Raw genomic sequence first — 26,644 nt, forward strand, 5'->3', positions numbered from 1 at the left:
CCCTTATGTCGGCATTCTGACAACCGAAAGCGGGCACGGAAAAGGCCGCCGCACCACCTGGTGCGACGGCCTTCGAAGCTTGCGGGCTCAGTACACCTCAACCTGAGGATTGGCCAGCTCCTTGAGCTCCTCGGGCAGGTCGGCGCCCTGCTCCTCGGCGATCTTGACGGCCTCCTCGATGAGCGTCTCGACGATCTGCGACTCCGGTACGGTCCGGATGACCTCGCCCTTGACGAAGATCTGCCCCTTGCCGTTGCCCGAGGCGACGCCCAGGTCGGCCTCGCGGGCCTCGCCCGGGCCGTTGACGACGCAGCCCATGACGGCCACGCGCAGCGGGACCGGCAGGCCCTCCAGGCCGGCGGTCACCTCTTCGGCGAGCTTGTAAACGTCCACCTGCGCCCGCCCGCACGAGGGGCACGAGACGATCTCCAGGCCGCGCTCGCGCAGCCCCATCGACTCCAGGATCTGCAGACCCACCTTGACCTCCTCGGCCGGAGGGGCCGAGAGGGACACGCGGATGGTGTCGCCGATGCCCTGCGAGAGCAGCGCCCCGAAGGCGGTGGCGGACTTGATCGTGCCCTGGAAGGCCGGTCCGGCCTCGGTCACGCCGAGGTGCAGCGGATAGTCGCAGGCCTCCGAGAGCTGCTGGTAGGCCTTCACCATGACGACGGGGTCGTTGTGCTTGACCGAGATCTTGATGTCGCGGAAGTCGTGCTCCTCGAACAGCGAGGCCTCCCACAGGGCCGACTCGACCAGCGCCTCGGGCGTGGCCTTGCCGTACTTCTCGTACAGCCGCTTGTCCAGCGAGCCGGCGTTCACGCCGATGCGGATCGGAGTGCCCGCGTTCTTCGCGGCCTTCGCGATCTCGCCGACCTTGTCGTCGAACTTCTTGATGTTGCCCGGGTTGACGCGCACCGCGGCGCAGCCGGCCTCGATGGCCGCGAAGACGTACTTCGGGTTGAAGTGGATGTCGGCGATCACCGGGATCTGCGACTTCTTCGCGATGATCGGCAGCGCCTCGGCGTCCTCCTGGGTCGGGCAGGCGACGCGGACGATCTGGCAGCCGCTCGCGGTGAGCTCCGCGATCTGCTGCAGGGTCGGGCCGATGTCGGCGGTGCGGGTCGTGGTCATCGACTGCACGCTGACGGGGGCTCCCCCGCCCACGAGCACGCCGCCCACGTTGAGCTGCCGGGTCTTGCGGCGCTCGGTGATGGGCTCGACGACGTCCTTCTTACCGGGCATGCCAAGTTCTACAGCGGTCATGGAAGTTATTGTCCACCTACTGGAAGATACGGATCGGGTTGACTATGTCCGCAGTGATCGTCAACAGCATGAATCCGCCGAGGACCACCAGCACGACATAGGTCAGGGGCATGAGCTTGTAGTAGTCGACGCGCCCCGGGTCGGGTTTTCCGCGCTTGGCGGCGAACCAGGAGCGCACCTTCTCAAACCATGCGATGGCGATGTGGCCACCGTCCAAAGGTAGCAGCGGAAGCAGGTTGAACACGCCGATGAAGTAGTTCAACACGACCAGGAGCATGAAGAAGTTGACCCAGAGACCCCGCTCTGCCAGCTCTCCTCCGATTCGTGAGGCTCCCACCACACTGACGGGCGTGTCGTCGCCGCGCTCGCCGCCGAAGATGGCGTTCCAGAGGTCGGGGATCTTGGAGGGCAGCTGTCCGAGCGCGATGAAGGTGTTCTTGAACATGTCGCCGGTGTAGGTTGCCGTGTCGCCGATGCCCTGGATCGGGCCGCTGGTGACCGTCTCCGGGATGTCCGGGTCCTCGTACGGGGTGACTCCGAGCTTGGCGACCTCCTCGGTCTTGCCGTCCGCGTACTCCACCTTCGCGGTGTAGGGGGTGACGGTAAGGTCGACGTCCGCGCCGTCGCGCTCCACGACGACGTCGACGGGCTCCTCGGGTTCCAGGGCGGTGACGGCCGTCAGCAGGCCGTCCCAGTCGCCTACGGACTCGCCGCCGACGGAGACGATGCGGTCCCCGTCGCGCATCCCGGCCTCATAGGCGGGGTTGGAGTCGTCGTCGGCGGTGCACTCGTAGTCCGCGTCGGCGTCGGCCGGGTACAGGCACTCCGAGACGCCGACGGTCGCGGTGTCCTGCGACTCCTGGTAGGACTGCGCGGCGGCAGGGTTGGGCGTGCCGATGAAGGACACGATGGTCCACAGGATGACGAAGGCGAGGATGAAGTGGGTGATGGAGCCGGCGGCCAGGACGATCGTCCTCTGCCACAGCGGCTTGCGCCAGAAGACCCTCTTCTTGTCGGACTCGGAGAGCGCTTCCTCCTCTTCGTCCTCGGGCGTCATCCCCACGATCTTGACGAAGCCGCCCAGGGGGATGCCCTTGAGCCCGTACTCCGTCTCCCCCTTCTGGAAGGACCAGATCGTCGGCCCGAAGCCGACGAAGTAGCGGGTGGCTTTGATCTTGAAGGCCTTGGCCGTCAAGAGGTGACCGAACTCGTGGAGGCTGACCGAGATCAGCAGGGCGAGAGCGAAGAATATCACTCCCGTGGTGTAGGCCATCAAGTGTCAGTCTCCTTCATGGTGTACGTCGGAGTGCGGGTCTGGGCGCATGTCGAGTTTAATGGGGTGTTTCGTCCGCGGCCGGGGAAGGCCGATAAGACCTTCCTTAGGATACCGGCCGCCGTCTCGGCTCCCCGCCGCGTTCGGCTCAGCCCGCGAGGATCTCGCGGGCCCTGGCGCGGGCCCAGTCCTCGGCGGCGAGGACGTCGGCGATGTCGCGCGGCGCGGCGAACTCCGGTGCGGCGGCGACGACGTCGGCGACGGTGTCCACTATGCCGGTGAAGGATATCGCTCCGCGCCGGAAGGCCTCCACGGCCTCCTCGTTGGAGGCGTTGAAGATCGCCGGGTAGACGCCGCCCCGGGTCCCGACCTCGCGGGCCAGGGCGACGGCGGGGAAGGCCTCGTCGTCGAGCGGTTCAAAGGTCCAGGTGTGCGACCGCGTCCAGTCGACTGGCCGAGCCGAGCCCGGAACGCGTCCGGGCCAGGCCAGCGCGTGGGAGATCGGCAGGCGCATGTCCGGCGGGGAGGCCTGCGCGATGGTGTTGCCGTCGGCGAACTCGACCAGGGAGTGGACGACCGACTGGGGGTGGACGGTGACCTCGATGCGGTCGTAGGGGACGCCGAAGAGCTCGTGGGCCTCGATGACCTCGAGGGACTTGTTCATCATGGTGGCCGAGTTGATGGTGATGACGGGCCCCATGGCCCACGTCGGGTGGGCGAGGGCCTCTTCGACCGTGACGTTCTCCAGTTCGGAGCGTTTGCGGCCGCGGAAGGGGCCTCCGGAGGCGGTGACGATGAGCTTGGCGACCTCGCCGGGAGTCCCCGAGCGCAGCGACTGGGCGAGCGCGGAGTGCTCGGAGTCGACCGGGACGATCTGGCCGGGCGCGGCGGCTTCGGCGACCAGCGGGCCGCCTGCGATGAGGGACTCCTTGTTGGCCAGGGCGAGGGTGTGTCCGGCCTTGAGCGCGGCGAGGGTGGGGGCGAGTCCGAGGGAGCCGTTGACCCCGTTGAGGACGGTGTGCGCGGTTCCGCCGTTCCCCGGGCCGCTGCCGGGGCGTCCGGCGAGGTCGGCCATGGCCTCGGGCCCGGTGACGATCTCGGGGGCGCCCTTTCCGCCGAGGGCCTTGTAGGCCTGGAGGAAGGGTTCGGCGGCGCTCTCGTCGGCGATGCCGACGGCCTTCGGCGCCAGGGCGATCGCCTGTTCGGCGAGGAGGCGGGGGTTGCCTCCGCCGGCGCCGAGGGCGGTCACGGCGAAGCGGTCGGGGTTGGCGGTGATGATGTCGATGGCCTGGGTGCCGATGGATCCCGTCGAGCCCAGAAGCGTGATCTCTCGCAATTCGCTCACGGGCCCATTATGCGGGTACGGCGGCCGGTTCGGGGGACGGGAGCCGGGTCTGTGACTATGTGTTCTCGGTACCTGGAATTCCAGTTTCGGGTGAACGACTGATAACGTTGCGTGAATGTTGCTCATTCGCCGACGTCCCGCCGCCCCGCTCCTGGTGGGAATACCATTGCTCGCCGTCGCCGCCTCCCTGGCGCTCGTCATCCGAGTCGACCCCGCCGATCCCCCGTTCCAGGGGCTGGACGACTGGTGGGCCGGGGTCGCCGACGGCTCGCGGGCGAGCGCCTGGTGGTGGCCCGCGGAGTTCTTCAACCTGTTGGGTAGCCCGATCGGCCTGATCGTTCCCATCGCGCTGGCGGGTTTCGTGTTCTGGTACGGGCGGTGGCGCACCGCCGTGTTCATGGGAGTCTGCTACATCGCCGTGCAGGCGGTGAACTCCGGGCTCAAGGCCTTCGCCGACCGGCCCCGGCCGGAGGACGGCCTGGTGGCCGTGCACGGGGCGTCGTTCCCTTCGGGGCACAGCGCGCGCATGGCGGTGCTCGTCTTCGTGATCGGGATGTTCCTGGTGCCCCTGGCAAGACGCCGCCGGTGGTGGGCCATCGGAGCCGTCCTGGCGGCGGCGATGATGTGGGCCCGCACGTGGCAGCACGCGCACTGGCTGACCGATGTGGCGGGCGGGGCCTGCGTCGGGCTCGGGGTGGCCCTTCTGCTCTGGTTCGCCCTCTCGCCGTGGGTGCTGCGGGACGAGGCGCCCTCCGGCCGGCACTCCCGGCCGGACGACACCATGCGGATCCCCCGGATAACCGCCTAGCCGAAGACGACCGTCTTGTGGTCGTTGAGCAGGATGCGGCGGTCCAGATGGGCGGCCAGGCCGCGGGCGAGGCAGGTCGACTCGAGGTCGCGTCCGGCCGCGGTGAGGTCCTCGGGGGTGGCGGTGTGGTCCACGCGCGCGACCTCCTGGTCGATGATCGGGCCCTCGTCGAGGTCCGAGGTGACGTAGTGGCAGGTCGCCCCGATGAGCTTGACGCCGCGGGCGTGCGCCTGGTGGTAGGGGCGGGCGCCCTTGAAGCTGGGGAGGAAGGAGTGGTGGATGTTGATGATCCGCCCGGGCATCTTCTCGCACAGCTTCGGGGAGAGGATCTGCATGTAGCGGGCCAGGACGACCACGTCGATGCGCTCGCGCTCCACGAGTTCGAGGAGGCGCTCCTCGGACTCGCCCTTGCCGTCGGGCGTGACGGGGATGTGGTGGAAGTCGACGTCGTGGGACTCCACCAGCTCGGCCCAGTCGGGGTGGTTGGAGACGACGGCGGCGGCCTCCCCGTGGAGGGCGCCGATGCGGAAGCGGTAGAGCAGGTCGTTGAGGCAGTGGCCCTGTTTGGAGGCCATGATAAGCACGCGCGGCTTCTCGGCGGCGTCGGCGAGGTTCCACTCCATCTTGTAGCTCTGGGCGATGGTGTGGAAGGCGACGGAGAGCTGCTCGGCGTCCACGCCGGTGTCGAGGCTGAACTCCACGCGCATGAAGAACGTCTCCGTGGCGGGGTCGGAGAACTGCTGGGAGTCGACGATGTTGGCGAGCCGCTCGGTGAGGAATCCCGAGACGGCGTGGACGATGCCGACCCGGTCGGGACACGACAGGGTCAGGATGAAGTGGCTGCTCATTCGGCAATCTTAAGGGGGTGGCGCGCCCGGTGCCAACTCCGGGCGGCGGATTCGTCCGGTTACGATGGGTTCCATGAGCCTCCGTATTAGATTCGCCACGGCCGCCGTGGCGGGCGCGGCCGTTCCGCTGCTCGTCTCGTGCGGTTCGGACGGCGGCGGGGAGTCCGCCGAGCCGACGACGGCGGGCCCGGTCCCGACCGAGTCTTCCGGGCCGAGCGAGATCACGCTGGCGTTCGCGGGCGACGTGCACTTCCCGGCCGTCGACGAGGGCGTCCCGAATCGGACCGCGGCCCTGCTGGAGGACCCGGCCACCGCCTACGGCCCCATGGCGGAGGTCTTCGCCGAGGCCGACTACTCGGTGGTCAATCTGGAGACACCGGTGACCGGGGCGACCGACGCGGAGGCGAAGCTGTGGACGTTCAAGGCGCCCGAGGAGGCGATGGAGGCCACCGCCGCGGCGAACGTCGACCTCGTCTCCCTGGCGAACAACCACGGGCTGGACTACAAGGAGGAGGGCCTGCTCGACACCCTCGACTACGCCGAGGAGCACGGTGTCGACACAGTCGGGGCGGGCCGCGACGCCGAGGAGGCCTACGCTCCCCTCGTCGCCGACGTCGAAGGCGTGGAGATCGCGTTCCTCGGGCTGAACCAGGTGTGGGACCTGTGGGAGTCGTGGGAGGCCGGCGATGATTCTCCGGGCATGGCCTACGTGCAGAACCTGGACCGCGCCACCGAAGCGGTCCGGAGCGCCTCAGAGCGGGCCGACGTCGTCATCGTCTACATGCACTGGGGACAGGAGGGCAATGAGTGCCCGATTCCCGAGATGAGGGACGCCGCGCGGGCCCTGGCCGACGCCGGGGCCGACGCCCTGCTGGGCACCCACGCGCACCTGCTGCTCTCGGACGGCTGGCTGGACGACACGTACGTGCACTACGGGCTTGGGAACTTCCTGTGGTGGCGCGACGACAGCTTCAGCAACGACACGGGAGTCCTCCGGCTCCATTTGACGGGGCCCGAGGTCACCGGCGTTGAGTTCGTGCCGGCTCTCATCAGCCGCGAGACCGGACAGCCGATTCCCGTCGAGGGGGCCGAGGCCGAGCGGATCCTCGGCGAGAGGGAGCGTCTGCGCGGATGCACGGGGCTCGCGCCGGAACCGCCGGCCTGAACCGGACACGGGACGGGGCGGCGCCCGCATGAACGACGCCGCCCCGGGCCTGAGCCCCTCCGGTCCTTCGGTTATGCCTCCTATGCCTACTTCAGCCAGGGCATGGACCGCACGAGGCCGAGGTCGCCCCACTTGGCTCCGAAACCGAGGGTGTCCCCCGCGCGCGAGGCCGCCAAGGCGATCGCCAGGACGACGTAGACGAGGTGCTCGTCCATGACGGGGTTGTTCGCCAGGGGCATCGCGGACAGGTAGAGCATTCCCATGAGGCAGGTCGCGCCGAACGCCGCCAGGCGCATGCCGATTCCCAGCAGCAGGGCGACTCCGACGGCGGCCATGCCGCCTATGAAGAGCACGTCGACCAGGGCGTTGCCGCTCATGCCCGAGAACAGGCTCCCGAAGGTGCCTTCCTGTCCCATGAGGTATCCGGAGGTGGGGCTCTTCCCGTCGATCCAGGCCTGGCCCGACGGAGTCGCGTAGCCGAGCCCGAAGGTCTTGTCCAGCGCCGGCCACAGGAAGACGAGGCTCAGTGCGATCCGGGTGAGCGCCAGGGTCTTTCCGCCCGGCCTGACCCGGCTCTCCTCGGCGGCCTCGGAGGCGCGGGGTTCTTGTATCGTGTCGGTCATGGTCCCTCCCAGGGTCTTTCAGGGCCCACCCAGGTTCGCATGGCTGGTGAACCCCTGTTGATATTTATAAGGATATCTTCCTAAATTACGGGAGGGAAGGACCCCCGCGTCATGACCTTGGGCGACCATGCTGCCACCACCTCGAAAAAGACCGCATTCAAGGAAATCGAACAGTTCGATCAATGAATACCGGCTACCCTCTCTAGCGCGTTCGGGAACACCGGCGGCGACCGGAGGGGGCGCACCGCCCACAGGGGACTTTCCCGAAGGCCGCCGAAACGTCATTCCCCATCGGCGACGAGGCGGCGGTGCATCCCGCCGAAGCCCTTCGGCCGGCCCGTCGGCGGTTCCCCTTTCCCCGGTAGAGCGCCCTCGCTATGGTGAGGTGGTGACCGATCCCTTCATCCGCACGATCGCCCCCGCCGAGTCCCCGGCCGAAGGCCCCCTGAGAGGCCTCCGGCTGGCCGTCAAGGACTTGTACGACCTCGCCGGGACGCCGACGGGAGCCGGCAATCCGCGCTGGCCGGAGACCCACGAGGCCCCCGACTCGGACGCCTCTGCGGTGTCCCGCCTGAAACGCGCCGGAGCGGTCGTCGTGGGCAAGACGATCACCGACGAACTCGCCTGGAGCCTGAACGGGACCAACGTCCACTACGGGGCACCGGACAACCCCGCCGCCCCAGGAAGGATGAGCGGGGGATCCTCCTCGGGATCGGCCTCCGCCGTGGCCCTGGACCTGGCGGACATCGCCCTCGGCACCGACACCGGCGGATCGGTCAGGGTGCCGGCCTCCTACTGCGGCCTTTACGGAATGCGCCCCACGCACGGCCGGATCCCGATGGACGGCGTCGTTCCCCTGGCGCCCTCCTTCGACACCGCGGGAATCCTCGCCCGCGACGCGTCGACCCTCCGGACGGCCATGAATGCCCTCTACCCGGAGCCGAGCCCGCCGTCGCCGATCCCGGGCGTCCTTGCGCCGCGGGACATCTGGGACGCGATGCCGCCTGAGGTGCGACAGGCCCTGTACCCTGCTGTCGAACGGCTCGGACTCGACATCGATCGCACTCCCCTGCTCAGCGGAGAGGACGAGCTCGACGACGCCAGAAGGGCCTACTCCACGCTTCAGGGGTGGGAGGCCTGGCAATGCCACGGCGAGTGGATCGAGGCGGCTCGGCCGACATTCGGGCCGGGCGTCGCCAAGCGGTTCGCCAAGGCGGCCGAGATCGGCAAGGACGACCTCGCACCCGCCAGAAAAGTGCGCGCAGAAGTCACCGAGATCTTGACAAAGCGCCTGGCGGGCGGAGCGGTGCTCGCGATCCCCGCTGCCGCTGGGCCCGCGCCCAGGCTCGACGACCAGCCGGACCGCGAAGCGCTCGTCCGGTTGACGTGCCTGTCCGGGCTGTCCGGGGCACCCGCGATATCGCTGCCGCTGGGAAAGATCGAAGGCCTTCCGATCGGGCTGCAGCTGATCGCCGCGTGCGGAGCGGACGAGTCGCTGCTGGAGTTCGCAGCGAGGATTTGAGCGCCGGCGCCGCCGCTATTCGCGCTCGCCCTCCCCTCCAGCGGAATTGCGGAGTACTGGGCCGGAGCCTCGCTCCCTGGATGGTGGGGATAGCGGGCCCGCCTTCTTGAGGTCAGATCCGCTCCGACCCCACCAGAACCGCTGTTAGAAGTCGCACCTGGTTTCGATGTCCGCCGTCACTCCAGCCGACAGGCTCACTTTGAGCGCTCCCGTTCGGCGATGGCGGAAGCGGACGGTCCGAGTGAGGCTCGTTTTGACTGGAGCATAACGGCAAGGGCCGCTAGGCCTTCAGCCTGTCTGAGCGCCTTTGTTTCTCCAGGTTGCGTACAGCCGCCATCACAGACGCGGGGCCATTAAATAGATGAATCGTCAATTTTCCCTGTACTCCGAGAAGGCAAGGCCGCCATGAATTTATCTCACGTTAAGATCGCGTGGGAACAGATGCGAAGCACTCTCGCGAGCACGATCGCTCGCAGGCACGACAACTACGCAGGCGACTGCTCACGAACCTCGACGCAGGGAGCGACCACGAATGATCAACCGCCGCACGTCGACCATAGGGATCAGCGCCGCCGCCCTCCTCTTGACGACGGCCTGCTCGACGCTCGATACGGACACGCCCGACGCCGACGACGCCGCGCCCGCAGGTCTCGAAGCGTTGGAAATAGTCCCAGAGCAGGAGGGCGGATACGACCGCGACGACTGGCCGCACTGGTCCGCGACCGGCAACGGCTGCACCAGCCGCGAACAAGTCCTCCTCGACAACGAAGAGAGTGGCGCCGTGACCTCCGACGATTGCGGGGGCAAAATGACAGGCGAATGGGTCTCCTGGTACGACGGAGAGACGATCACGGACTCCTCTCTCGTCGACATGGACCACGTGGTTCCGCTTTCAGAGGCCGCCAAGTCCGGCGGGAACGACTGGGACCGCGACCGGCGTGAAGCCTTCGCCAACGACGCGGAGAACCTCATTCCCTCGTCACGCGCCGAGAACCGGGAGAAAGGCGACTCCGACCCGGCCGAATGGATGCCGGAGGACGAATCGGTCTGGTGCGACTACATCGACCAGTGGATAGAGATCAAGCTGAAGTACGATCTCGCCGTCGACCGAGCGGAGCACCGCGCCCTGGAGTCGCAGGGGTCCGACTGCTGAGCCCCTGGGAGGCCGTCGAATGCCAGACCTGGACCGCGAAGCGCTGGTCCAGCTAAAGTGTCTGACCGGGATTTCCGAGGCACCGGCAATGTCGTTGCCGCTAGAAAAGGCCGTAGGCCTCCCGATTGGGCTGCCGCTGATCGCCACCCGTGGAGCGGACGGGTCACTGCTGGAATCCGCAATCCAGATCTGATTTGCGGCCGTTCAACTTGTTTCCAGTACTGGCTGGTTCCCCACGAGCAAAATAGCCTCCGTGTATAACCCCTCACTCAAACAGTGTTCCGAATTCAGTTGCGCGCGCGTCGGGCGATCCTTACAATAGGTAAGGAATGGAGGTTTTAGTCATGTCCTCGACTATCACATCGAAAGGCCAGCTCACCATACCTAAACGGGTACGGGAGAAAATGCGCCTGCGCACCGGAACCAAGGTCGACTTCATCGCAACCGACCACGGCACCTACGAGATAGTCGCCCTGACAGGGTCGATCCAGGATGCCAAGGGTATTCTCCCGACCCCAGAAAGAGCAGCGACGCTCGAGGAGATGGACGACGCAGTAGCCGAAGCCGTCGCTGAAGGAGACAACCTGCAATGATCGGCATCGACACCAATATCCTCGTCCGGTACATCACCCAAGACGATCCCGTTCAAGCCCGTTGTGCGAACTCGGTCATTGACAGCCTGACCGAGGACTCCCCCGGATACATCACCTCTGCCGTTGCCGTCGAGCTCTACTGGGTGCTGACTAAGGCCAAGGCCTACAGATACCCTCCGAAGGACGCCTTGCGCGCAATGCGCACCGTCCTTAGTGCAAGAGAGATCGAGCTGGAGTCCGGCGAAACCATCCTCGAAGCACTGTCCACTGCCGAAGATACGGGCGCTGACTTCGGAGATGCGCTCATCGCCGCAGCCGGCCGCCTCGCCGGTTGCCGGTACACCGCCACGTTCGACCGCAGCGCGGCCGCCAAGGTCGGGATGCGATTGCTTGACGGCTGACTAGCGTTCATCGCAAACCCGCTCCAATTCGCTGTTCATCCGCATTTCCAATAACTCCGGTTCTCCGGCGAGAAAGCCCCTCCATAAGCGACTGGATGCAGGAGGAAACGACGGAAACTATCGGTCGACATGGCTGGCAGCCCAGGCGAAATACTCGTCAAACTCGTTGCACGCCAGCCAGTCCTCGGCGCCCACGCCACGGTCGTCGGTTGAGCCCTGAACCCCGTGCGCTTGCGGCACCGGTATTTCCGTTGACACCTCCGGGGACCCACCGCACTATGACGTAGTGACCAATGTATATGAAATCCCCGTCGTAGCCGACGGATACGACGACGCCTACCAGTGGACGACCGGCGACGACTTCTACTTCGAGTACGTCTCCCGGGCCGATCGCGTCCTCGACATCGGGTGCGGAACCGGTCGCACCCTCAAAGGCGCGTGGGAACGCGGCTGGCGCGGCAACGGCAGCGGAATCGACCCGGCGAGCCCCATGCTCGAACACGCCCGCAAAGCCACGCAGTTCCAATGGCTCCAAGGATTCGCGCCGGACTTCGATTGGGAAGACGAGTTCGACCTCGCCTTCATGACCGGCCACGCGTTCCAGCAGATCCAGACCGACTCCGACATCCTCGCCACCCTCCGCGCGGTTCGACGGTTCCTCAAGCCCGACGGCCTCTTCGTATTCGAGACCCTCAACCCGCTCGTACGCGGTTGGGAGAGGTGGCCCGAGCTGACATCGCGAACCGTCGATGAGACTACGGGCGATGAAATCGTCAGCAGCATGGACATACGCGGCGTCGTCGATGACCGGTGGGTCACGATCGCCCACATCGAGGAGAGCCCTGCCTGGAACGAACCGCAGGTCATCCTGGAAACCCTGCTCTACACCGCAAAAGACGCACTCGACGCGCTGTTCACCGAAGCGGGACTCACCGTCTCCGAACAGTACGGCGACTGGAAGCGCGGCCCCTTCACCGACGACAGCGGCGAGATAATCACCGTCGTGAAGCCGGCCTGAGGAGCTCGACGGGCCCCGCGCGGACACCCTAGTCCAGGTACTCGTCGAACTCGTTGCGCGCCAGCCACTCCTCGACACCAGCTCCACGGTCGTCGAAGTACGCCGGATCACGCAGGACGTGGGCCTCCAGCGCCGCCAGCTCTGCCTGGGTCATCGAGAACGACCTGAACGCCTCGGCCACGTTCGGGAAGTCCTCGCCGAATCCGCTCCTGCCGGCGATGTGCAGGCCCTCCGGTTCGCCGAACGCGCCCTTCGGGTCGTCGAGCTCCTTCAGGTCGAAAGCGCCGTACACCCAGTGCGGCCGCCACAGTCCCACCACGATGGGCCTCTCCTCCGCCACGGCCGCCTCCAGCTCGGCCACCATCGCCAGGCCGGACGTGTTCACCTGGTCGAAACCGTCGAGGCCGTAGGCGGGGATCACCTCGTCGTCGATGGTCTTCGCTGGAATGGAGTCCTGTTCGATTCCGATGATCTCACCGTTGAAGAGGTCCGGATCGCCCCGGAGGTCCTCGATGCCGTCGACTCCCTCGACGTAGGCCGGAACGGTCAGGTTGAGGCCGGCTCCCTCGTACCAGGAGCCGAAGTCCTCCAGACCGTCGCCGTACTCGTCCCAGTAGAAGGCGTGCCCCTTCGACAGCCAGCTGGTGAAGTACAGGTCGAAAGTCCCGTCGTCAAGCCCCCGGTAGAGGACGTCCACGTCCTCTACCGCGCGGAGCGTGACGGTGTACCCGGCGTCCTCCAGAACGGCCTTCCAGAGATTGGACACGACGACGTCCTCATCCGACCAGGGCACGAACGCCACCTCGATCTCGCCTTCGCCCGCGGCCAACTCGAAGCCCGCCTCCTCGGTCGAACCGTCGTCCGGCGGCGGCGCGGGCTCTTCCGGGCGCTCCTCGCGGAGGACGAACCAGAGCAGCGGGACGGCCAGGACCAGCGCGGCCACCGCGGATCCGATGGCCAGGGGAACCTTCTTGCCGCGCTTGCGCGGGGGCGGATCCGCCAATCCGGCGGGCTGGACCGGCAGGGCGTAGGTGTCCCCCTGGTCGGCGAGCGTCGTCCTCTCTCCGAACTCGGCGCGGAAGCGGTTCACCTCGGCCTGCTGCGCACCGGTGAACGACGCGGTGAACGGCAGGGGCGACGCCACTTCTCCCCCGCTCAGGAGCTCGCGGAGTCGCGCGGGCGCGGGCCGCTGGGCGGGGTCCTTCCTGAGGCACGACGCGACGATGTCCCGCATCCCTTCCGGGACGGTGCTGAGGCTCGGCTCCCCGTGGACGACGTTGTAGAGCACTGTCGGAATGGAGGGCCCGGCGAACGGGTTCACGCCGCCCGAGGCCATGGCGAGGACGCAGCCGACGCTGAAGACGTCCGACTGCGCGGTGAGCGGCTTCGCGTCGGCCTGTTCGGGCGACATGTACAGCGGCGAGCCCACCGCGCCGCCCGTCTGCGTCAGGGCCATGCTCGCGGAGTAGTCCACGGCCCGGGAGATGCCGAAGTCGATGAGCTTGGCGCCGTCGGGAGCGAGGATCACGTTGGAGGGCTTGACGTCCCGATGGACGAGCCCGACACTGTGTATGTCCTCCAGGGCCACCGCCAGGTCGCGCCCGAGTCGGCGCGCGTGGTCCTCGGGCAGAGGGCCGGCCTCCTCGACGGCCTCGGTGAGCGTGGGTCCGAGCACGAAGTCCGTGGCGAGCCACGGCTGCGGGGCCTCGGTGTCGGCGCCCAGCAACCGGACCGTCGACGTGCCGTTCACCCTGTGCGCGGCGGTGACCTCCATGGCGAAGCGGCGCCGGAAACCGGGGTCCTGTGCGAGGTTCGGCAGGACCTGCTTGACGGCGGCCATTTCGCCCTCCGCGCCGAGGCCGAGGTAGACGCGGCCCATCGCCCCCTCTCCCAGGACGGCGATCAGGGTGAACGGCCCGATCTGACGAGGGTCGTTGTGGGACAAGGAGAACACGCGCTAAATCCTCACTGTCGCGATGGGGAGGGCGAAGGCTCGAACCTCCAGAATCGTACTACAGCGAGGCGGACGCCCCTTCCTTAACCGGGGCTGACTTCTCAAGCCGAGCAGGCGACTGTCCCACCCCGGCGGCCCGGCGCGGGCGGCCGCCGAGTCGAGGGCCTCGGCACCCGTGTCCGTCCCGATCACCGCGGCCGGCCCGGCACGTCGTAGCCGACTGCTCACCAGTTCAGGTCCAGGGAGGACTGGTGGGCGAAGTAGGGCGCCATGGTCAAGCCGCGCCCACCCGGTCCGGTGAGCAGCCAGACGCCGTCGACGACCTCCTTGCGCAGCAGGAGCTCCTCACCGTCGGGGTCGGCCAGCTGCGAGTAGACGCCCGCCCAGCGTCGGCGGGTGGGCGGCAGCTCACGGCCGAAGAGGGACTCTATCTCGCGGCGCAGTTCGTCGTAGGCATCCTCGGTGACGTCGAATCCGAAAGGCTCCTCGTACTCGTGGGTGTCGCCTATGGTCAGGGAGCCGTCCAGGCGTTGGACCGCGAGGAGCTGCATGCGGTGGGCCGCCGCGGTGTCGCTCTGCGGCTCGGACTCGACGAGCTCCTCGAGCTCGGGCGACCGGTACGCCGGGTAGTAGCGGAAGGAGTCGGCGTTGGCCACGGCCGTCGAGACCTTTTCCATCAGCGGGGCCGTCTGCATCATCTGGAGGCGCACGCGACGCACCGGGATTTCGCCGGCCATCTCGCGGACCAGGCCGGAGTGCCAGGCTCCGGTGCACAGCAGCACTTGGTCGCCCTCGTGGCGCCGCCCCTGGTCGTCGCGGACCCAGCCGGTGCCAGCGTCGCGCACCTCGCGCCCCTTCAGCCAGCGGTAGCGTCCGGTGGCACCCATGTGCGCGCGCAGAGCGGGCAGGGCTTGGCGCGACTCGACCGCGGCGTCCCCCGGGCACCACAGGCCAGCCTTGAAGTCGCCCTGGAGGAGAGGGTTGACCTTGCGCACCTCGTCGGGTTCGAGCACGGTGAAGCGCTCCCCGACCTCGTCGTCCTTCGCCGCCGCCTCGGCCACGGCGACCTCCGCGTCGGTGCGGGCCAGCGTCATCGACCCGCAGTTGCGGAATCCCACGCCATCCACGAGCAAGGAGATCTTCTCCCAGAGTTCACGCGAGCGCGTCGCCGCGCGGCTCTCGGCTCCCTTGTCGCGCCCCGAGGTCCACACCAGTCCGAAGTTCCTGACCGAGGCGCCCCGCGCCTCGGGTTCCCGCTCGATCTGGACCACGTTGTGGCCGTGATCGATCGCCTCCCAAGCCTGCAGAGTGCCCACGACTCCGCCGCCCACGATGATGATGTCCATGCCGACCATGCTGTGGGGCAAGGGATAACGGAAGGTGGACGGCGAGTTAAGGGGAGTCCAAGCGGTGAGGAATCCTAAGATCGGGTGTCCTCCGGATGGATCGGTTTCGGCCGTGCCCTGGAGCGTTAACTGTTAAGAATGTGACTAGTAATACTCTTTAACGACTTGCCCCCTGTTCAGCGCTTCTTTACCGTGAGAAGAGCCTTGACCGATCCCCTGTCTGGAGCGCTTCCACGATGCTGTCCCGTTACCGGCCGCTGCGGTGGTCCGCCCCCGTATCCCCGCCCCGCCGGTTCACCGGCACGGGATACCTCCTGTGGCTGATGGGCCGCCACTGGCCGATCGTCGTGTCGGGCATGATCGTCAACCTCGTCTGGCTCTCCACCATCGCCGTCCTCCCCCTGCTCTTCGGAGAGGCGACCGACTCCGTCATCACCACCGGCGAGGGGATCTGGTGGTGGGTGGCCGGATTCGCGGCCCTCGCCGCCGTCGTCGCCCTGCTGACCGTCGCCCGGGAGGTGACGACCACCTATGTCGGCTACGGCTGCGGCTTCCTCTCCCAACGGATGGTCAACCGCCACATGAACGCCCTCGGCTCCCAGCTCCAGCGCCGCACCTCGGCCGGGGAGGCCGTCACCGTGGCCTCGGTGGACCCCAACACCATCGCCATGTCCCTGTCGTTCGGCACCCGCGTCGTGGGCGCCCTCGCCATCGCCGTCGCCGTGGCCGGCGTCCTGTTCTCCTACTCGTTCCTCCTGGGACTCGTCGTCCTCATCGGGCTGGCACTGCACATGATCGTCCTCTACCAGGTGGCCAAGCCGCTCAAGAGGCGCATCGACCGTTATCGGGGCGAGGCCGGACGCCTCTCCGAGCAGATGGTGGACATCGTGACCGGCATCCGGGTCCTGCGCTCCATCGGCGGCGAGGCCGGCTTCAACGAACGCTTCCGGGGCCACTCCCGGCGCCTGCGCGACCGCGGATACAAGACCGCCTGGCCCCAGGCGATCATCGAGGGCCTCACGGTCGTCATCCCGGCGGCCCTGGGCATCGCCGTCCTGTGGATCGCCGTGTCCATGGCCATCGACGGCCGGATGTCGGCCGGCGACGTGGTGGCCGTCTTCGGGCTCTCCGCGTTCCTGCTGATGCCGATGGAGAACATCGCCTGGGCCTTCGCCCGCGTCCCGCAGGCGGTCACCGCCGCCGGCCGGATCGCCGACCTGTTGAACATCGAGCCGGTCGAACGCGACGGCACCGAGCCGCTGCCCCGGGGCGACTGGACGGATCCCGAGACCGCCCTCTCCCTGCCCGAGGGGCGGCTCACGGTCGTCGTGGGCTCGCTCGACCGCGTCTCCGAGGCGGCGGACCGCCTGTGCGGCTATACCGGCGGCGACGCGGCCATCGGCGAGGTACGGGTGGACGATGTGGACACCGATGCCCTCCGCACCGGGGTGCTCGGCCTGCGCAACGACCACGTCCTGTTCACCGGGCCCCTGCGCGACAACCTCGACCCGCACGGGCGGTTGGACGACGGGGACCTCGTCCGCCACCTGGACACCGCCGCCGCGCAGGACGCCTACGACAGCCTCGGGGGGTTCGACGGCGTCGTGTCCAAGGACGGCCGCAACCTCTCCGGGGGCCAGCGCCAGCGGCTTCGGCTCGCCCGCGCGCTGTGCGCCGACCCGGATAGGCTCTTCGCCATCGAACCGACCTCGGCCCTCGACTCCTACACCGAGTCGCTGGTCGTCGAGCGCGTCCGCGAGGCGCGCCTCGGACGCACCACCGTCGTCATGTCCTCCTCTCCCCTGTGGATCGAGGCCGCCGACGAGATCCGTTACCTGCCCGCCGCGGGGCCCGCCCGCAGCGGCACCCACGCCGGGCTCCAGCTCGACGTCCCCGAATACGCCGCCGCCGTCTCCCGGAGCTGATCATGAGCACACTGCCAGTCGCGTCGGCCAGGGAGACCTGGACGAACGCCAAACGCCACTTCCGCCGCACCCGCGGGCGCATCGTTCTGATCGTCGCCCTGTTCGCGGCCACCGCCGCCGTCGCCGTGGTGCCCTCGTGGGTGCTGGGCCGCCTCGTGCAGGACTTCACCGGCGGGCGGGCCGACACCCTCGGTTTCTGGATCGCCCTCGCCTCGGGCTTCGTGGTCGCGCAGGGCGCCTTCACCGTCGTCTCGCGCTACGTCGCCGGGCGGTGGACCGAGGAGATGATGCGGGGGCTGCGCGACGAGTTCGTCGACGACGCCCTGCACGTCGACCCCACCGATCTGGACAATGCCAAGGTCGGGGACGTGACCTCCCGGGCCACCACCGACGTCTCGGTTCTCACTGAAGCGCTGCGCTTCGGCTTCCCCATGGCCGCCGTCAGCGCCATCACCGTCGCCGTCATCACCGTCGCGCTCGCGGTCATCAGCCCGCTCATGGCGCTCTCGCTGGTCTTCGGATGCCTGTTCATGTACCCCGGCTCGCGCTGGGCGCTCAAGAGGGCCCTGCGCGTCAACAAGAACGAGTTCGCCGCACGAGCCGAGACGACGGACAAGGCCAGTGAGAACATCACCGGCAGCCGCACCGTCGAGGCCCTGCGGCTCCGCCCGCTCCGCGAGGCGGCCGTGGACGAGTCCATCCGCCAGTACTGGCGCTGGGGACGCTGGAGCATGGTCATCCGCAACGTCTTCTTCCCCTCGATCGACATCGGCAAGAACATGATCCTGCTGGCCGCCATCGTGCTCGGCACGGTGGGACACCTCAACGGCTGGGCCGACCTCGGCGCGGTGGTCACGGGCCTGCTGTTGCTCCGGATCGTCAGCGAACCCCTGGCGATGCTGGTGATCTTCTTCCAGAGCGTGATGCAGGGGGCCGCCTCGTTCGCCCGGATCATCGGCCTGGCCGAGGTCCGCAACGACGGGGACGCCTCCTCCGTCGCGGGGCCGGAGCCCGGCGGGATCGCCCTCGAGTCGGTCTCGTTCTCCTACAACGACCGCCCGGTGGTCTCCGACGTGTCGCTGACCGTCGCGCCCGGGGAGAAGGTCGCCGTCGTGGGGGCCTCCGGTTCCGGGAAGACGACTCTCGCGCGCTTGATCACCGGGTCGTTGCACGCTGAGGTCGGCGCCGTCCTCGTCGACGGCCTCGACGCGACCGGGCTCTCGCACCAGCAGCACCGGCGCATCGCCCTGCTCGTCAACCAGGAACACCACGTCTTCGCCGCGACCGTGCGGCAGAACCTGACGCTCGGCTCGCCGGAGGCGTCCGACTCGGACCTGCGCCGCGCGCTCAAGGTCGTCGGCGCCGAGTCCTGGGCGGAGTCGCTCCCCGACGGCCTGGAAACGCCGCTGGGCCAGGGAGGGGAGGACGTGGACGACACCGTCGCGCAGAGGCTCGCCCTGGCGCGGATCCTCGTCTCGGACGCCTCCATCCTGATCCTGGACGAGGCCACCGCCCTGCTGCCGGGGCACGACGCGCGGTCGGTGGAGGCGCGCTTCGCGAGCTTCGCCGAGGACCGCACCGTCATCACCATCGCCCACCGCCTCTCGGCGGCGCGCGACGCCGACCGCGTCCTGGTCATGGACCGGGGGCGGATCGTGGAGGACGGCGCCCACGCCGACCTCGTTGACCAGGGCGGGACCTACGCGCGTCTGTGGAAGGCATGGGCGGCTTGAGGTCGACACGGCTCTCGCTCGGCCAGATCGCGACCCGATCCCGAGTCGAGGAGGTCGGGTTCCTCCGCGTCCGCGTAGTCCGGGCCAGGGCCCCGGCGGCCCGGAAGGCCCGATAGACGGTCTATTGGTCGTCCGTAAGTCGTTGTCCTACAATCGCTTTCGTAGCATCCCGCCGATTTCGCACCAGGAGGCGCCATGAGAGGGACACGACGGGCCCTGCTCCGAACGGGATTGGCCGGCGGCCTCGGCGCGGCGGCCGCTCTGACCCTGCCGACGCAGGGTTCCGCGAACGGAGTACGCCCGCCCTCGGGCAAGGGGCCGCACATCGGCATCCTCCTGTACGAGAACTTCACCCTGCTCGACGTGGCCGGGCCCCTCGAAGTCCTTTCCAGGGCCCCCGACGCGGACGTCTCCCTCATCGCCGACCGGACGGGACCGGTCCGCTGCGACACCGGGCACGCCGCGATGGTCGCCGACTACGCTCTCGGCGACCATGCGAAGCTCGACGTCCTGCTGGTTCCCGGCGGTAGCAACGACGGCGTCACCTCCGCCGGGGAGAACTCCCGAATCCTCGACTGGATCCGAGCCGTGGACCGGAGGACCACGTGGACTTCGTCCGTCTGCACCGGGGCGTGGGTCCTCGGCCAAGCGGGGCTCCTGCGCGGCAAGAGGGTGACCACCTACTGGGCCGCCGGGCCGGTCGTCGAGGAGAGGTTCGGCGCCGTGTACGTTCCGGAACGCCATGTGCGCGACGGGAAACTCCTGACCGGCGCGGGCGTCTCAGCGGGTCAGGACATGGCCCTCTGGCTCTCCGAGAAGCTGTCCGACCGGGCCACCGCCGAGGCGCTGGAGCTGGCCGTCGAGTACGACCCCCGACCGCCCTTCGGGACGGGCAATGCCGTCGAGGCGCCGCAGGAGCGCAAAGACCTGGCGCTGAAGCTGATCGAGGACTCGCTCCCCTGATCGGTCGCCTGCGGAGTTCAGGCGCTGCCTCCTGCGATATGCGTTTTTCAACGACTGCCCGACCGGGTTCCGCTCCCATTCGACCGCCGCACTTGGCAGCCTTACACGACGTCCTTCGGCATAATCCGGAAATGAGTGAAGTCGTCAAGAGGACGCAGCCGTCGGAAGTCGCCTTCGTCAAGGGTGAATATCAGGTCGGTGCTGTATTTGCGTGCCAGGACCACTCCTAGGGCATCGGCCAGGTCGAGTTCCATATCCCGGTGCTTTTCCCTGAGCCCGGCGGCGGCGAGATGGTCGGCCATCTCAATATCTGCGATGAGGTCGCTCCCCGCCTCGACTCTGGCCAACAGCTGTCGGTGGGCGTCGAGTGCCGTGTCGAACCTCCCCGACCGGGCCCGCACCAAGTGATCGAACTCCGTAAGGACCATGGGTGAATACACGAATTGACCATGGGCGTTGAGGTACGCGAGGCAGTCGTGGTGATCGGATTCAGCGGGAGAAAAAGCAGCGAGCAAGGCGGACGTGTCCGCGACGATGATCATCTCTTCTTCGCCCGTCGCTCCATCGACTCGACCATGGCGCGCCGCCGCTCCTCCCGAGTCGTGGCGGGCCCCATGTCCAACGGCCGGATCGGCGGAGGAGGCGGTTCTTGCCCGGCCAGATCCCGGTGAATGACGTGGGCGATATAGGCCGACCTGGACAGGCCTTTTCGGCGAGCTTTGCGATCCAGGGCCTCCAAATCCTCGCTGGTGATGGAGGCGGTTATTTGAGCCTTACCCATGCATACAGTATACATGACATTTAACCGGACGCACAGCTCATCGCCGCCCCATCGGCCGAACGCCCGGCATAGCAAGCGCGCCGAACACCCTCGACGAGCGTCCGGCGAACGCCTCGTTCTCTCCCGGGATGCCGGGAAGAGGCCTCAGGCGGCGGGCACCCGGTCCAGGAAGCCGAACACGGTCTTGATCCTGCCCTCGCCGTCGAGGACGATCACGTCGAACCCCAGCAGCGGAGGCTCCTCTCCCGCCGGACCGAACCCCCACGAGAACCGCGCCTGGTCGTGGTGTCCGTCCACCTCCCCGATCAAGGTGAACGTCCATCCGGGGAACTGCCGGTGGCAGCCTGCGATGAAGGCGTCCATACCCTCGTGCCCGTCCACGGCCGCCATGGGATCCACATAGGCCACATCGGCGCCGAGGACTTCGGCGACGAGGCGCTTGCGCTCCACCGCGTCCACGGCGTTGAAGGCGTCGATGTAGCGGGAGGCGACGGCCTTGAAGTCGTGCATGGTTCATTCTCCTTCGTTTCCGTTCCCGCCGTTCGCGAGAACGACTCCAGAATGCCCCCGCGCCGGCCCCGCGTCGATTACCTCCGAGGTAATGGGATCGGCTACCGGCGACCCTAGACTGTAAGCATGGCAACGGAACCCACTGGGACCGCCTCGCGGCCCGGCCCCGGCGAGCTGGTGCGACACTGGCGCTCCCAGCGCCGCCTCACCCAGCAGGAACTGGCCCTGCGGTGCGGCGTCTCCGCCCGGCACCTGAGCTTCATCGAGACGGGACGCTCGATCCCCAGCTCCGGCATGGCCATCCGCGTCTGCGAAGAGCTCGACGTCCCCCTCCGGTACCGCAACGACATCCTCTTGGCAGCGGGCCACGCCCCCGCCTACGGCGAGTCCTCACTGGAACAGCCGTCCATGAAGAGCGTCAGCGCCGCGCTCATCCAGATCCTGGACGGTCACCGCCCCTACCCCGCCATCGTCGTCGACCGGCACTGGACGATGGTCGACGCGAACTCCGGAGTCGACCGGCTCGTGGCCGGCTGCGCCCCGGAGCTCCTGGAACCCCCGGTTAACGTGCTGCGCATGAGCCTGCACCCGGACGGAATGGCGCCCCGGATCCGCAACCTGCCCCAGTGGCGGGGCCATATCCTCGCCTGCCTGGACCACCAGATCGAGGCCACCGGGGACATCGGGCTCGCGCGGCTGCGCGACGAGCTGTGGGAGTACCCCGGCGGGACCGACCACGCGCCTCCCGGCAGCCTGGTGACCCCGCTGCACCTGGACACCCCGGACGGGGAGCTCCGGTTCTTCAGCACCACGACCGTCTTCGGATCGCCCCTGGACGTCACTGTGGCCGAGCTGGCGATCGAGTCGTTCTTCCCCGCCGACGAGGCAACCGCTCAGACTCTGCTGGGCACCGCGTCCGGTTCCGACTCGCGCCGAGTCCGCGACACGGAGAGCGTCGCCACCGCAGCGAGGCAAGCCGCGGCGCCGAGGAAGCTCGCCCCGCCGAACTCGCCCCGGACGGCGTAGGAGGACACCGACGTCATGAGGACTCCGGCGGCCAGGCCGTGGGACGCCGCAAGTGCGCCCTTCGCCCACCGGTCCGGCATGATCGCCGCTACGCCGAGTGCGGCGGTGAGAACCAGGTCGGGAACGAGGAAGAGGTTGTCCGCGCGCCACGATTCGTTGACGAACAGGAAGAGGAACGTGCCGACTCCGACGATGGCCGCCAGAGCCCGAGCCGGGAGGTATCGCGACATGGGTCCGCCTTTCGATGCGATAAAATGATCAGCACTACTGACGATCAGACTAGTTGACGATTGAGGGAAGGGCAAGGGACGGAAGCGATGGAGGAAGACGCCACGGCGGCGCTGCTGCGCGGCGCGAGCGCCAGCCTGGACCGCGCCCGGGACGAGGCGCTGCGGACCATGGACCTGTCTCCCAAGGACTTCCGCGCCATGCGGGCCATGGCCGGGGTGAAGCTCTCCCAGCGGGAGATCGGGGACGCCGCCGGCCTGGACCGCACCACGATGGTGGCGCTCGTCGACCGGCTCGCCGAACGCGAGCTGGCGCAGCGCCGGCGCTGCCGCATCGACAGGCGGCGCTACATCGTCACCTTGACCAGGCGCGGGAAGAGCGCCCTCGGCAAGGCCGAGAAGGCCATCGCCGCCGCCGAAGAGGAGTACTTCCGGCCGCTGGACGATATCTCGCAGTCCGCATTGCGCCTGGCCCTATGTACGTTGACCTCCGCCGCGGAGGCCGGACCCCAAGCGCCGCAGAGTCCGCTCCGCTGACTCGGCCCTGGCCTCGCGGTAACCAGTCCCGGCCCAGAGGTGGACCGCCTCCGCCTCGCCCTCGGCCGCGGCGGCCTTGCGCAGCGGACTCGTCAAATGGTGCAGCGCCGGATATCCGTGCGGCGCGCCCCGGTCGAAGCGGTCGATGAACCCGTTCCGCAACGCCCGCGCCGGGCGACCGGTGAACGCCCGCGTCACCGTCGTCTCTGTGAAGCGCGGGCTCGCCAATGCCTCCCGGTGCACCGCCGAAGCCCCGCTCTCCTCCGTCCGCAGCAGAACGGTCCCCACCATGGCCGCCCGAGCCCCGGCCCGGACCACCTCGGCCACCGCCCCGGGGGTCGCCAGGCCGCCCGCGGCGATGATCGGAAGCCCCAGGGACCGCAGACGTCCGACGAGGTCGGCCAGGCGCTCCGGCCGGGCAGGCCGACGGGGCGTGAGAGTCGCCGAGTGGCCACCCGCCTCCGAACCCTGCACCACGAGCACGTCTGCGCCGGCCGTGGCGGCACGGCACGCCTCCTCGGCCGACGTGACCGTCTGCGCCACGCGCGAACCGGCCCGCCGCAGGGCGGAGACGACCTTTCGATCCGGTATCCCGAAGGTGAACGACACCATGGGGACCGGATCGGACAGCAGCAGGTCGATCTTGTCGTCCCAGGCGTCGTCGTCCTCCGTTGGATGCGAAACGTCCAGCTCCACACCGAGTTCGGAGGCGAGGTCCCCGACCGCCTCGGCGTAGCGGCGGTACTCCCGCCGGTCGACCGGCACCGGATTGGGCGCGAAGACGTTGACACCGAAGGGGACGCCGGCCCGCCGCACCGCCCCGACCTGGTCGGCCAGCGACTCGGCGGTCTTGTACCCGCCCGCCAGAAAGCCCGCGCCCCCGGCACGTGCCGCGGCTACGACCAGTTCCGGAGTGCTCGCGCCGCCCGCCATCGGGGCGGCCAGGACGGGAAGGGAGGGGGCGGGATCCCACATAAGCGCCTCACTGCTCTTCTTCGGCGTGGCAAGGAGAAGGCCATGATAGCGCAGACGGCGGAGAGCGCCAGGGCGATCATCCACAGCGGATTCACGAAGGCGGGGACCAGGTCCGCCGGGCCGGAGTAACTGCGGCACAGGGTGTTGCTCAAAGGCATGAGCGTCTGCTCACCGGTCTCGTTCACCCTCAGGTAGGGCCCCGAACCGTCCAGGTTCTGCGCGGCGCACACGTCGGAGCGCTCGAAGTAGAACACCGAAAGCTTGGTGAACCCGTAGTCGTACACGGCGATCCCGATGAGCGCACTCGCGGCCGACGCGCGCGCGAACCACCGCCGGGAAGTCGGCCGCTCCCCCTTCCGGAAGCCGAGCGCCCATATGGCTCCCAGGGCGATCACCACGGCGGCGAGGACGTACGGCAGGACTTCGGCGAACAGGAGGTCGAAGAGGAAGAGGAGGCCCACGGGGTCATTCCTTGATCGAGTAGCGGCGGTAGAGTCCCCGGCTCCATCGCGGCATCCACCAGTTCGCGTCTCCCAGCAGCCGCATGGTGGCCGGCACCAACAGCATACGGACCACCGTCGCGTCCAACAGGATCGCGACCGCCATCCCGACGCCGATCATCTGGAGGAACACCACGTCGCTCATGGCGAAGGCCCCCACCACGACGATGAGGATCACCGCGGCGGCCGTGATCACGCCGCCCGTGCGCTGCATGCCGCGCAGGACCGCCGTCCGGTTGTCCGCCCCCGCGTCCCGCTCCTCGCGCACGCGCGACAGCAGGAAGACCTCGTAGTCGGTCGACAGGGCGAACATGAGCACGCCCATCAGCAGCAGCGAGGACGCCTCCAGGTAGCCGGTGGCCGTGAAGCCGAGCAGTCCCGAGAGGTGGCCCTCCTGGAAGATCCACACCGTCACGCCCAGAGCGGCGGCCAGCCCGAAGGCGTTCATGAGGACGGCCTTCAGCGGCAGGACCGCCGACCCGAAGGCGAGGAACAGGATCACGAAGGTGACGGCCAGGATGAACAGGACGACCCAGGGCAGCCCCTCGCCCAGCGCCGTCAGGGAGTCCTGGAACTCGGCGGGCGGTCCCTGCACCGCCACCTCCGCGTCGCCGATGCCCGCGTCGCGGACCGCGGTCACCAGGTCGCGGGTCTCGGTGCTGAAGGTGTCGCTGTCGTAGACGAGGCGGTAGAGCGTGGCGTCGCCCGAGCGCTCCACCGGGTCCATGCCCGCGACGTGGTCGAGGCCGGAGACGGCCTCCAGCGTCGAGGCCGAGTTGGCCCGGCCGCCGCGGATCATGACGTCCATGGTCCGCTCGTCCCCGCCGGGGAAGTCCTCGGCGACCGTCTGAGACACATGGCGGGACGGGGCCCCTTCGGGCAACTGGTTCTCATCGACCATTCCGGGGTGGAAGGACAGCACCGGCGCCGCCAGCACGGCGAGGAAGGCGACCGTTCCCGCCAGGACGCCCCAGGGCCGGTTCATGACGAACCCGCCCACGCGGCTCCAGACGCCCTTGGCCGGGTCCGCCGCGGCGCCCTTGCGCCACGGCATCCGCCCCTTCTCCACCCGTTCCCCCAGGAGGTACAGGACGGCGGGCAGGACGACGATCGCGGAGAGCATGGCCATGGCCACCGCCGACATGGCCCCGAAGGCGATCCCGTGCAGGAAGGGCAGGTCGACGAGGAGGAGCCCGGCCACGGACAGGACGATGACGGTGCCGGAGACGAAGACGGTGCGCCCGGCCGTGGAGAGCGTGCCGGCCACGGCGGCGCGCCGGCCCTTCCCTTCGGACATCTCCTCCCGGAAGCGGCGCAGCACGAAGAGGCTGTAGTCGATGGACATGCCCAGGCCGATGATGGTGATGACGTTGGCGGCGAAGACGTTGACGTCGGCGAACCCGGCGATGAGGTGGGTCAGGGTGAAGCCGCCGAGGATGGCCAGGGCTCCGATGAGAAGCGGCAGACACGCCGCGACCAGTGCCCCGAAGACGACCACGGTGATGGCCAGGAGGACGGGGAAGGAGATCGCCTCGGCGGTGACGAGGTCGGACTGGATCTGCTCGTTGAGGTCGTCTCCCATCGCCACCGGGCCACCGAGGCGGACCGTCAGGGGGCCGGCCCGCTCCAGTTCCGGCTCGAGCTCCTGGAACCGGTCGGCGACCTCGCTGTCGTTCTCGCCGGCGATGTCGGCGGTGGTGATGACGGCGTCGCCCTCTTCGGAGGCCATCGGCGCCGCTAGCGCCGGGTCGAGCCGGGCGGCCTCGTAGTAGGTCGTGACCTCGTCGATCCCGCCCAGGGCGCGCATCTTCTCGGCCGCGTCCTCCACGGCCTTCTCGAACTCCGCGTCCTCGATGGACAGCCCTTCGCCCTCGTAGAGGACGACCAGGTTGGAACCGGTCTCGCCGAAGACCTGCTCGATCCGGTCCGCGTCCCGCGCGACCCGCGAGTCCTCGGGGAAGTACCCGCCAGAGACGAACTCGTCGAACACGCCCAGACCCCAGAGGACGCCCGCGGCGAACACCGCGAGCGCGCCGGCCAGAATGGCCCACCGCAGCCGGACCACGCCGTTCCCCAGGCGTTGGAACATGAAGGACCCCCCCCGCGTCAGTCGTCTTCCGACAGACTACGCGAGGGGTCCTTCCCTCTCAGTGCT

General features: G+C 68.4%; 26 protein-coding genes. 13 read left to right on the forward strand and 13 right to left on the reverse strand.

Features of this window, described 5'->3' with window-relative positions; all coding sequences use genetic code 11:
• Window positions 1-87 precede the first annotated feature (87 nt).
• The 3 genes from ispG to dxr all read right to left on the reverse strand — a co-directional run bounded on the left by ispG (window position 88) and on the right by dxr (window position 3,881).
• Window positions 88-1,263 (reverse strand): flavodoxin-dependent (E)-4-hydroxy-3-methylbut-2-enyl-diphosphate synthase, encoded by a 1,176-nt coding sequence (gene ispG / locus ACFTE1_RS12095; RefSeq protein ID WP_380622941.1) that lies wholly within the window; start codon window positions 1,261-1,263, stop codon window positions 88-90.
• Window positions 1,264-1,279: 16 nt separating this feature from the next.
• A complete protein-coding gene (locus ACFTE1_RS12100; RefSeq protein WP_380622939.1) occupies window positions 1,280-2,536 on the reverse strand; it encodes a M50 family metallopeptidase in 1,257 nt (418 codons plus the stop codon).
• Window positions 2,537-2,684: 148 nt separating this feature from the next.
• A complete protein-coding gene (gene dxr, locus ACFTE1_RS12105) occupies window positions 2,685-3,881 on the reverse strand; it encodes a 1-deoxy-D-xylulose-5-phosphate reductoisomerase (protein ID WP_380622937.1) in 1,197 nt (398 codons plus the stop codon).
• A 115-nt stretch (window positions 3,882-3,996) separates the two neighbouring features.
• On the opposite strand from dxr, the gene ACFTE1_RS12110 reads away from it, so the two are divergent.
• Window positions 3,997-4,689: a phosphatase PAP2 family protein gene (locus ACFTE1_RS12110; protein WP_380622935.1), complete on the forward strand. Its 693-nt coding sequence runs from the start codon at window positions 3,997-3,999 to the stop codon at window positions 4,687-4,689.
• Here the strand turns inward: ACFTE1_RS12110 and purU are convergent.
• Window positions 4,686-5,537, reverse strand: coding sequence for a formyltetrahydrofolate deformylase (gene purU / locus ACFTE1_RS12115; RefSeq protein WP_380622933.1), 852 nt, complete (start codon window positions 5,535-5,537; stop codon window positions 4,686-4,688). The genes ACFTE1_RS12110 and purU overlap by 4 nt on opposite strands.
• Before the next feature lie 73 nt (window positions 5,538-5,610).
• Here purU and ACFTE1_RS12120 point away from each other — a divergent pair, with 73 nt between their 5' ends.
• Window positions 5,611-6,702, forward strand: coding sequence for a CapA family protein (locus tag ACFTE1_RS12120; protein ID WP_380622931.1), 1,092 nt, complete (start codon window positions 5,611-5,613; stop codon window positions 6,700-6,702).
• 86 nt (window positions 6,703-6,788) lie between these two features.
• On the opposite strand, the gene ACFTE1_RS12125 is transcribed toward ACFTE1_RS12120, so the two are convergent.
• A complete protein-coding gene (locus tag ACFTE1_RS12125) occupies window positions 6,789-7,325 on the reverse strand; it encodes a hypothetical protein (RefSeq protein WP_380622929.1) in 537 nt (178 codons plus the stop codon).
• A 388-nt stretch (window positions 7,326-7,713) separates the two neighbouring features.
• Between ACFTE1_RS12125 and ACFTE1_RS12130 the strand changes: the two genes are divergently transcribed.
• The 6 genes from ACFTE1_RS12130 to ACFTE1_RS12155 all read left to right on the forward strand — a co-directional run bounded on the left by ACFTE1_RS12130 (window position 7,714) and on the right by ACFTE1_RS12155 (window position 12,012).
• Window positions 7,714-8,847 (forward strand): amidase, encoded by a 1,134-nt coding sequence (locus ACFTE1_RS12130; RefSeq protein ID WP_380622927.1) that lies wholly within the window; start codon window positions 7,714-7,716, stop codon window positions 8,845-8,847.
• A gap of 532 nt (window positions 8,848-9,379) precedes the next feature.
• Window positions 9,380-10,000 carry an HNH endonuclease family protein gene (locus ACFTE1_RS12135; protein ID WP_380622925.1) on the forward strand — a complete coding sequence of 207 codons (621 nt, stop codon included), beginning with the start codon at window positions 9,380-9,382 and terminating at the stop codon, window positions 9,998-10,000.
• A 19-nt stretch (window positions 10,001-10,019) separates the two neighbouring features.
• Entirely contained in the window at window positions 10,020-10,193 is a 174-nt protein-coding gene (locus ACFTE1_RS12140) for a hypothetical protein (RefSeq protein ID WP_380622923.1), read from the forward strand.
• A 151-nt stretch (window positions 10,194-10,344) separates the two neighbouring features.
• On the forward strand, window positions 10,345-10,593 hold the full coding sequence (locus ACFTE1_RS12145) for an AbrB/MazE/SpoVT family DNA-binding domain-containing protein (RefSeq protein WP_380622921.1): 249 nt from the start codon (window positions 10,345-10,347) through the stop codon (window positions 10,591-10,593).
• The gene (locus ACFTE1_RS12150; RefSeq protein ID WP_380622919.1) at window positions 10,590-10,994 is read left to right on the forward strand and encodes a PIN domain-containing protein; all 405 of its coding nucleotides are present in this window, start codon (window positions 10,590-10,592) and stop codon (window positions 10,992-10,994) included. The genes ACFTE1_RS12145 and ACFTE1_RS12150 overlap by 4 nt, the downstream gene beginning before the upstream one ends.
• A 286-nt stretch (window positions 10,995-11,280) precedes the next feature.
• On the forward strand, window positions 11,281-12,012 hold the full coding sequence (locus tag ACFTE1_RS12155; protein WP_380622917.1) for a class I SAM-dependent methyltransferase: 732 nt from the start codon (window positions 11,281-11,283) through the stop codon (window positions 12,010-12,012).
• 28 nt (window positions 12,013-12,040) lie between these two features.
• Here ACFTE1_RS12155 and ACFTE1_RS12160 read toward each other — a convergent pair whose 3' ends face one another.
• A complete protein-coding gene (locus ACFTE1_RS12160; RefSeq protein ID WP_380622914.1) occupies window positions 12,041-13,966 on the reverse strand; it encodes a glycine betaine ABC transporter substrate-binding protein in 1,926 nt (641 codons plus the stop codon).
• Window positions 13,967-14,190: 224 nt separating this feature from the next.
• Window positions 14,191-15,312 (reverse strand): TIGR03364 family FAD-dependent oxidoreductase, encoded by a 1,122-nt coding sequence (locus ACFTE1_RS12165; protein ID WP_380622912.1) that lies wholly within the window; start codon window positions 15,310-15,312, stop codon window positions 14,191-14,193.
• A gap of 236 nt (window positions 15,313-15,548) precedes the next feature.
• Here ACFTE1_RS12165 and ACFTE1_RS12170 point away from each other — a divergent pair, with 236 nt between their 5' ends.
• The 3 genes from ACFTE1_RS12170 to ACFTE1_RS12180 all read left to right on the forward strand — a co-directional run bounded on the left by ACFTE1_RS12170 (window position 15,549) and on the right by ACFTE1_RS12180 (window position 19,933).
• Window positions 15,549-17,237, forward strand: a complete 1,689-nt coding sequence (locus tag ACFTE1_RS12170; protein WP_380622910.1) for an ABC transporter transmembrane domain-containing protein — start codon at window positions 15,549-15,551, stop codon at window positions 17,235-17,237.
• Between the two features lie 2 nt (window positions 17,238-17,239).
• A complete protein-coding gene (locus ACFTE1_RS12175) occupies window positions 17,240-18,970 on the forward strand; it encodes an ABC transporter ATP-binding protein (RefSeq protein ID WP_380622908.1) in 1,731 nt (576 codons plus the stop codon).
• A 195-nt stretch (window positions 18,971-19,165) separates the two neighbouring features.
• A complete protein-coding gene (locus ACFTE1_RS12180; RefSeq protein WP_380622906.1) occupies window positions 19,166-19,933 on the forward strand; it encodes a DJ-1/PfpI family protein in 768 nt (255 codons plus the stop codon).
• Between the two features lie 101 nt (window positions 19,934-20,034).
• On the opposite strand, the gene ACFTE1_RS12185 is transcribed toward ACFTE1_RS12180, so the two are convergent.
• The 3 genes from ACFTE1_RS12185 to ACFTE1_RS12195 form a co-directional block, all read right to left on the reverse strand.
• On the reverse strand, window positions 20,035-20,475 hold the full coding sequence (locus ACFTE1_RS12185) for a type II toxin-antitoxin system VapC family toxin (RefSeq protein ID WP_380622904.1): 441 nt from the start codon (window positions 20,473-20,475) through the stop codon (window positions 20,035-20,037).
• On the reverse strand, window positions 20,472-20,714 hold the full coding sequence (locus ACFTE1_RS12190; RefSeq protein WP_380622902.1) for a ribbon-helix-helix protein, CopG family: 243 nt from the start codon (window positions 20,712-20,714) through the stop codon (window positions 20,472-20,474). The genes ACFTE1_RS12185 and ACFTE1_RS12190 overlap by 4 nt, the downstream gene beginning before the upstream one ends.
• Before the next feature lie 144 nt (window positions 20,715-20,858).
• Window positions 20,859-21,224 carry a nuclear transport factor 2 family protein gene (locus ACFTE1_RS12195; protein WP_380622900.1) on the reverse strand — a complete coding sequence of 122 codons (366 nt, stop codon included), beginning with the start codon at window positions 21,222-21,224 and terminating at the stop codon, window positions 20,859-20,861.
• 126 nt (window positions 21,225-21,350) lie between these two features.
• On the opposite strand from ACFTE1_RS12195, the gene ACFTE1_RS12200 reads away from it, so the two are divergent.
• Together ACFTE1_RS12200 and ACFTE1_RS12205 are read left to right on the forward strand one after the other, a co-directional pair.
• Window positions 21,351-22,250, forward strand: coding sequence for a helix-turn-helix domain-containing protein (locus ACFTE1_RS12200; protein ID WP_380622898.1), 900 nt, complete (start codon window positions 21,351-21,353; stop codon window positions 22,248-22,250).
• 317 nt (window positions 22,251-22,567) lie between these two features.
• On the forward strand, window positions 22,568-23,014 hold the full coding sequence (locus ACFTE1_RS12205) for a MarR family winged helix-turn-helix transcriptional regulator (RefSeq protein WP_380622896.1): 447 nt from the start codon (window positions 22,568-22,570) through the stop codon (window positions 23,012-23,014).
• On the opposite strand, the gene ACFTE1_RS12210 is transcribed toward ACFTE1_RS12205, so the two are convergent.
• The 3 genes from ACFTE1_RS12210 to ACFTE1_RS12220 are packed head-to-tail and all read right to left on the reverse strand — an operon-like array spanning window position 22,952 to window position 26,578.
• Window positions 22,952-23,989 carry a nitronate monooxygenase gene (locus ACFTE1_RS12210; protein WP_380622894.1) on the reverse strand — a complete coding sequence of 346 codons (1,038 nt, stop codon included), beginning with the start codon at window positions 23,987-23,989 and terminating at the stop codon, window positions 22,952-22,954. The genes ACFTE1_RS12205 and ACFTE1_RS12210 overlap by 63 nt on opposite strands.
• Window positions 23,911-24,450 (reverse strand): hypothetical protein, encoded by a 540-nt coding sequence (locus ACFTE1_RS12215; RefSeq protein WP_380622892.1) that lies wholly within the window; start codon window positions 24,448-24,450, stop codon window positions 23,911-23,913. Before ACFTE1_RS12215 ends, ACFTE1_RS12210 begins: the two co-directional genes overlap by 79 nt.
• A gap of 4 nt (window positions 24,451-24,454) precedes the next feature.
• The gene (locus tag ACFTE1_RS12220; RefSeq protein WP_380622890.1) at window positions 24,455-26,578 is read right to left on the reverse strand and encodes an MMPL family transporter; all 2,124 of its coding nucleotides are present in this window, start codon (window positions 26,576-26,578) and stop codon (window positions 24,455-24,457) included.
• Between the last annotated feature and the right edge of the window lie 66 nt (window positions 26,579-26,644).

Origin of the sequence: Salininema proteolyticum (assembly GCF_042685645.1) — a bacterium.
Classification (GTDB): Bacteria; Actinomycetota; Actinomycetes; order Mycobacteriales; family Micromonosporaceae; genus Salininema; species Salininema proteolyticum.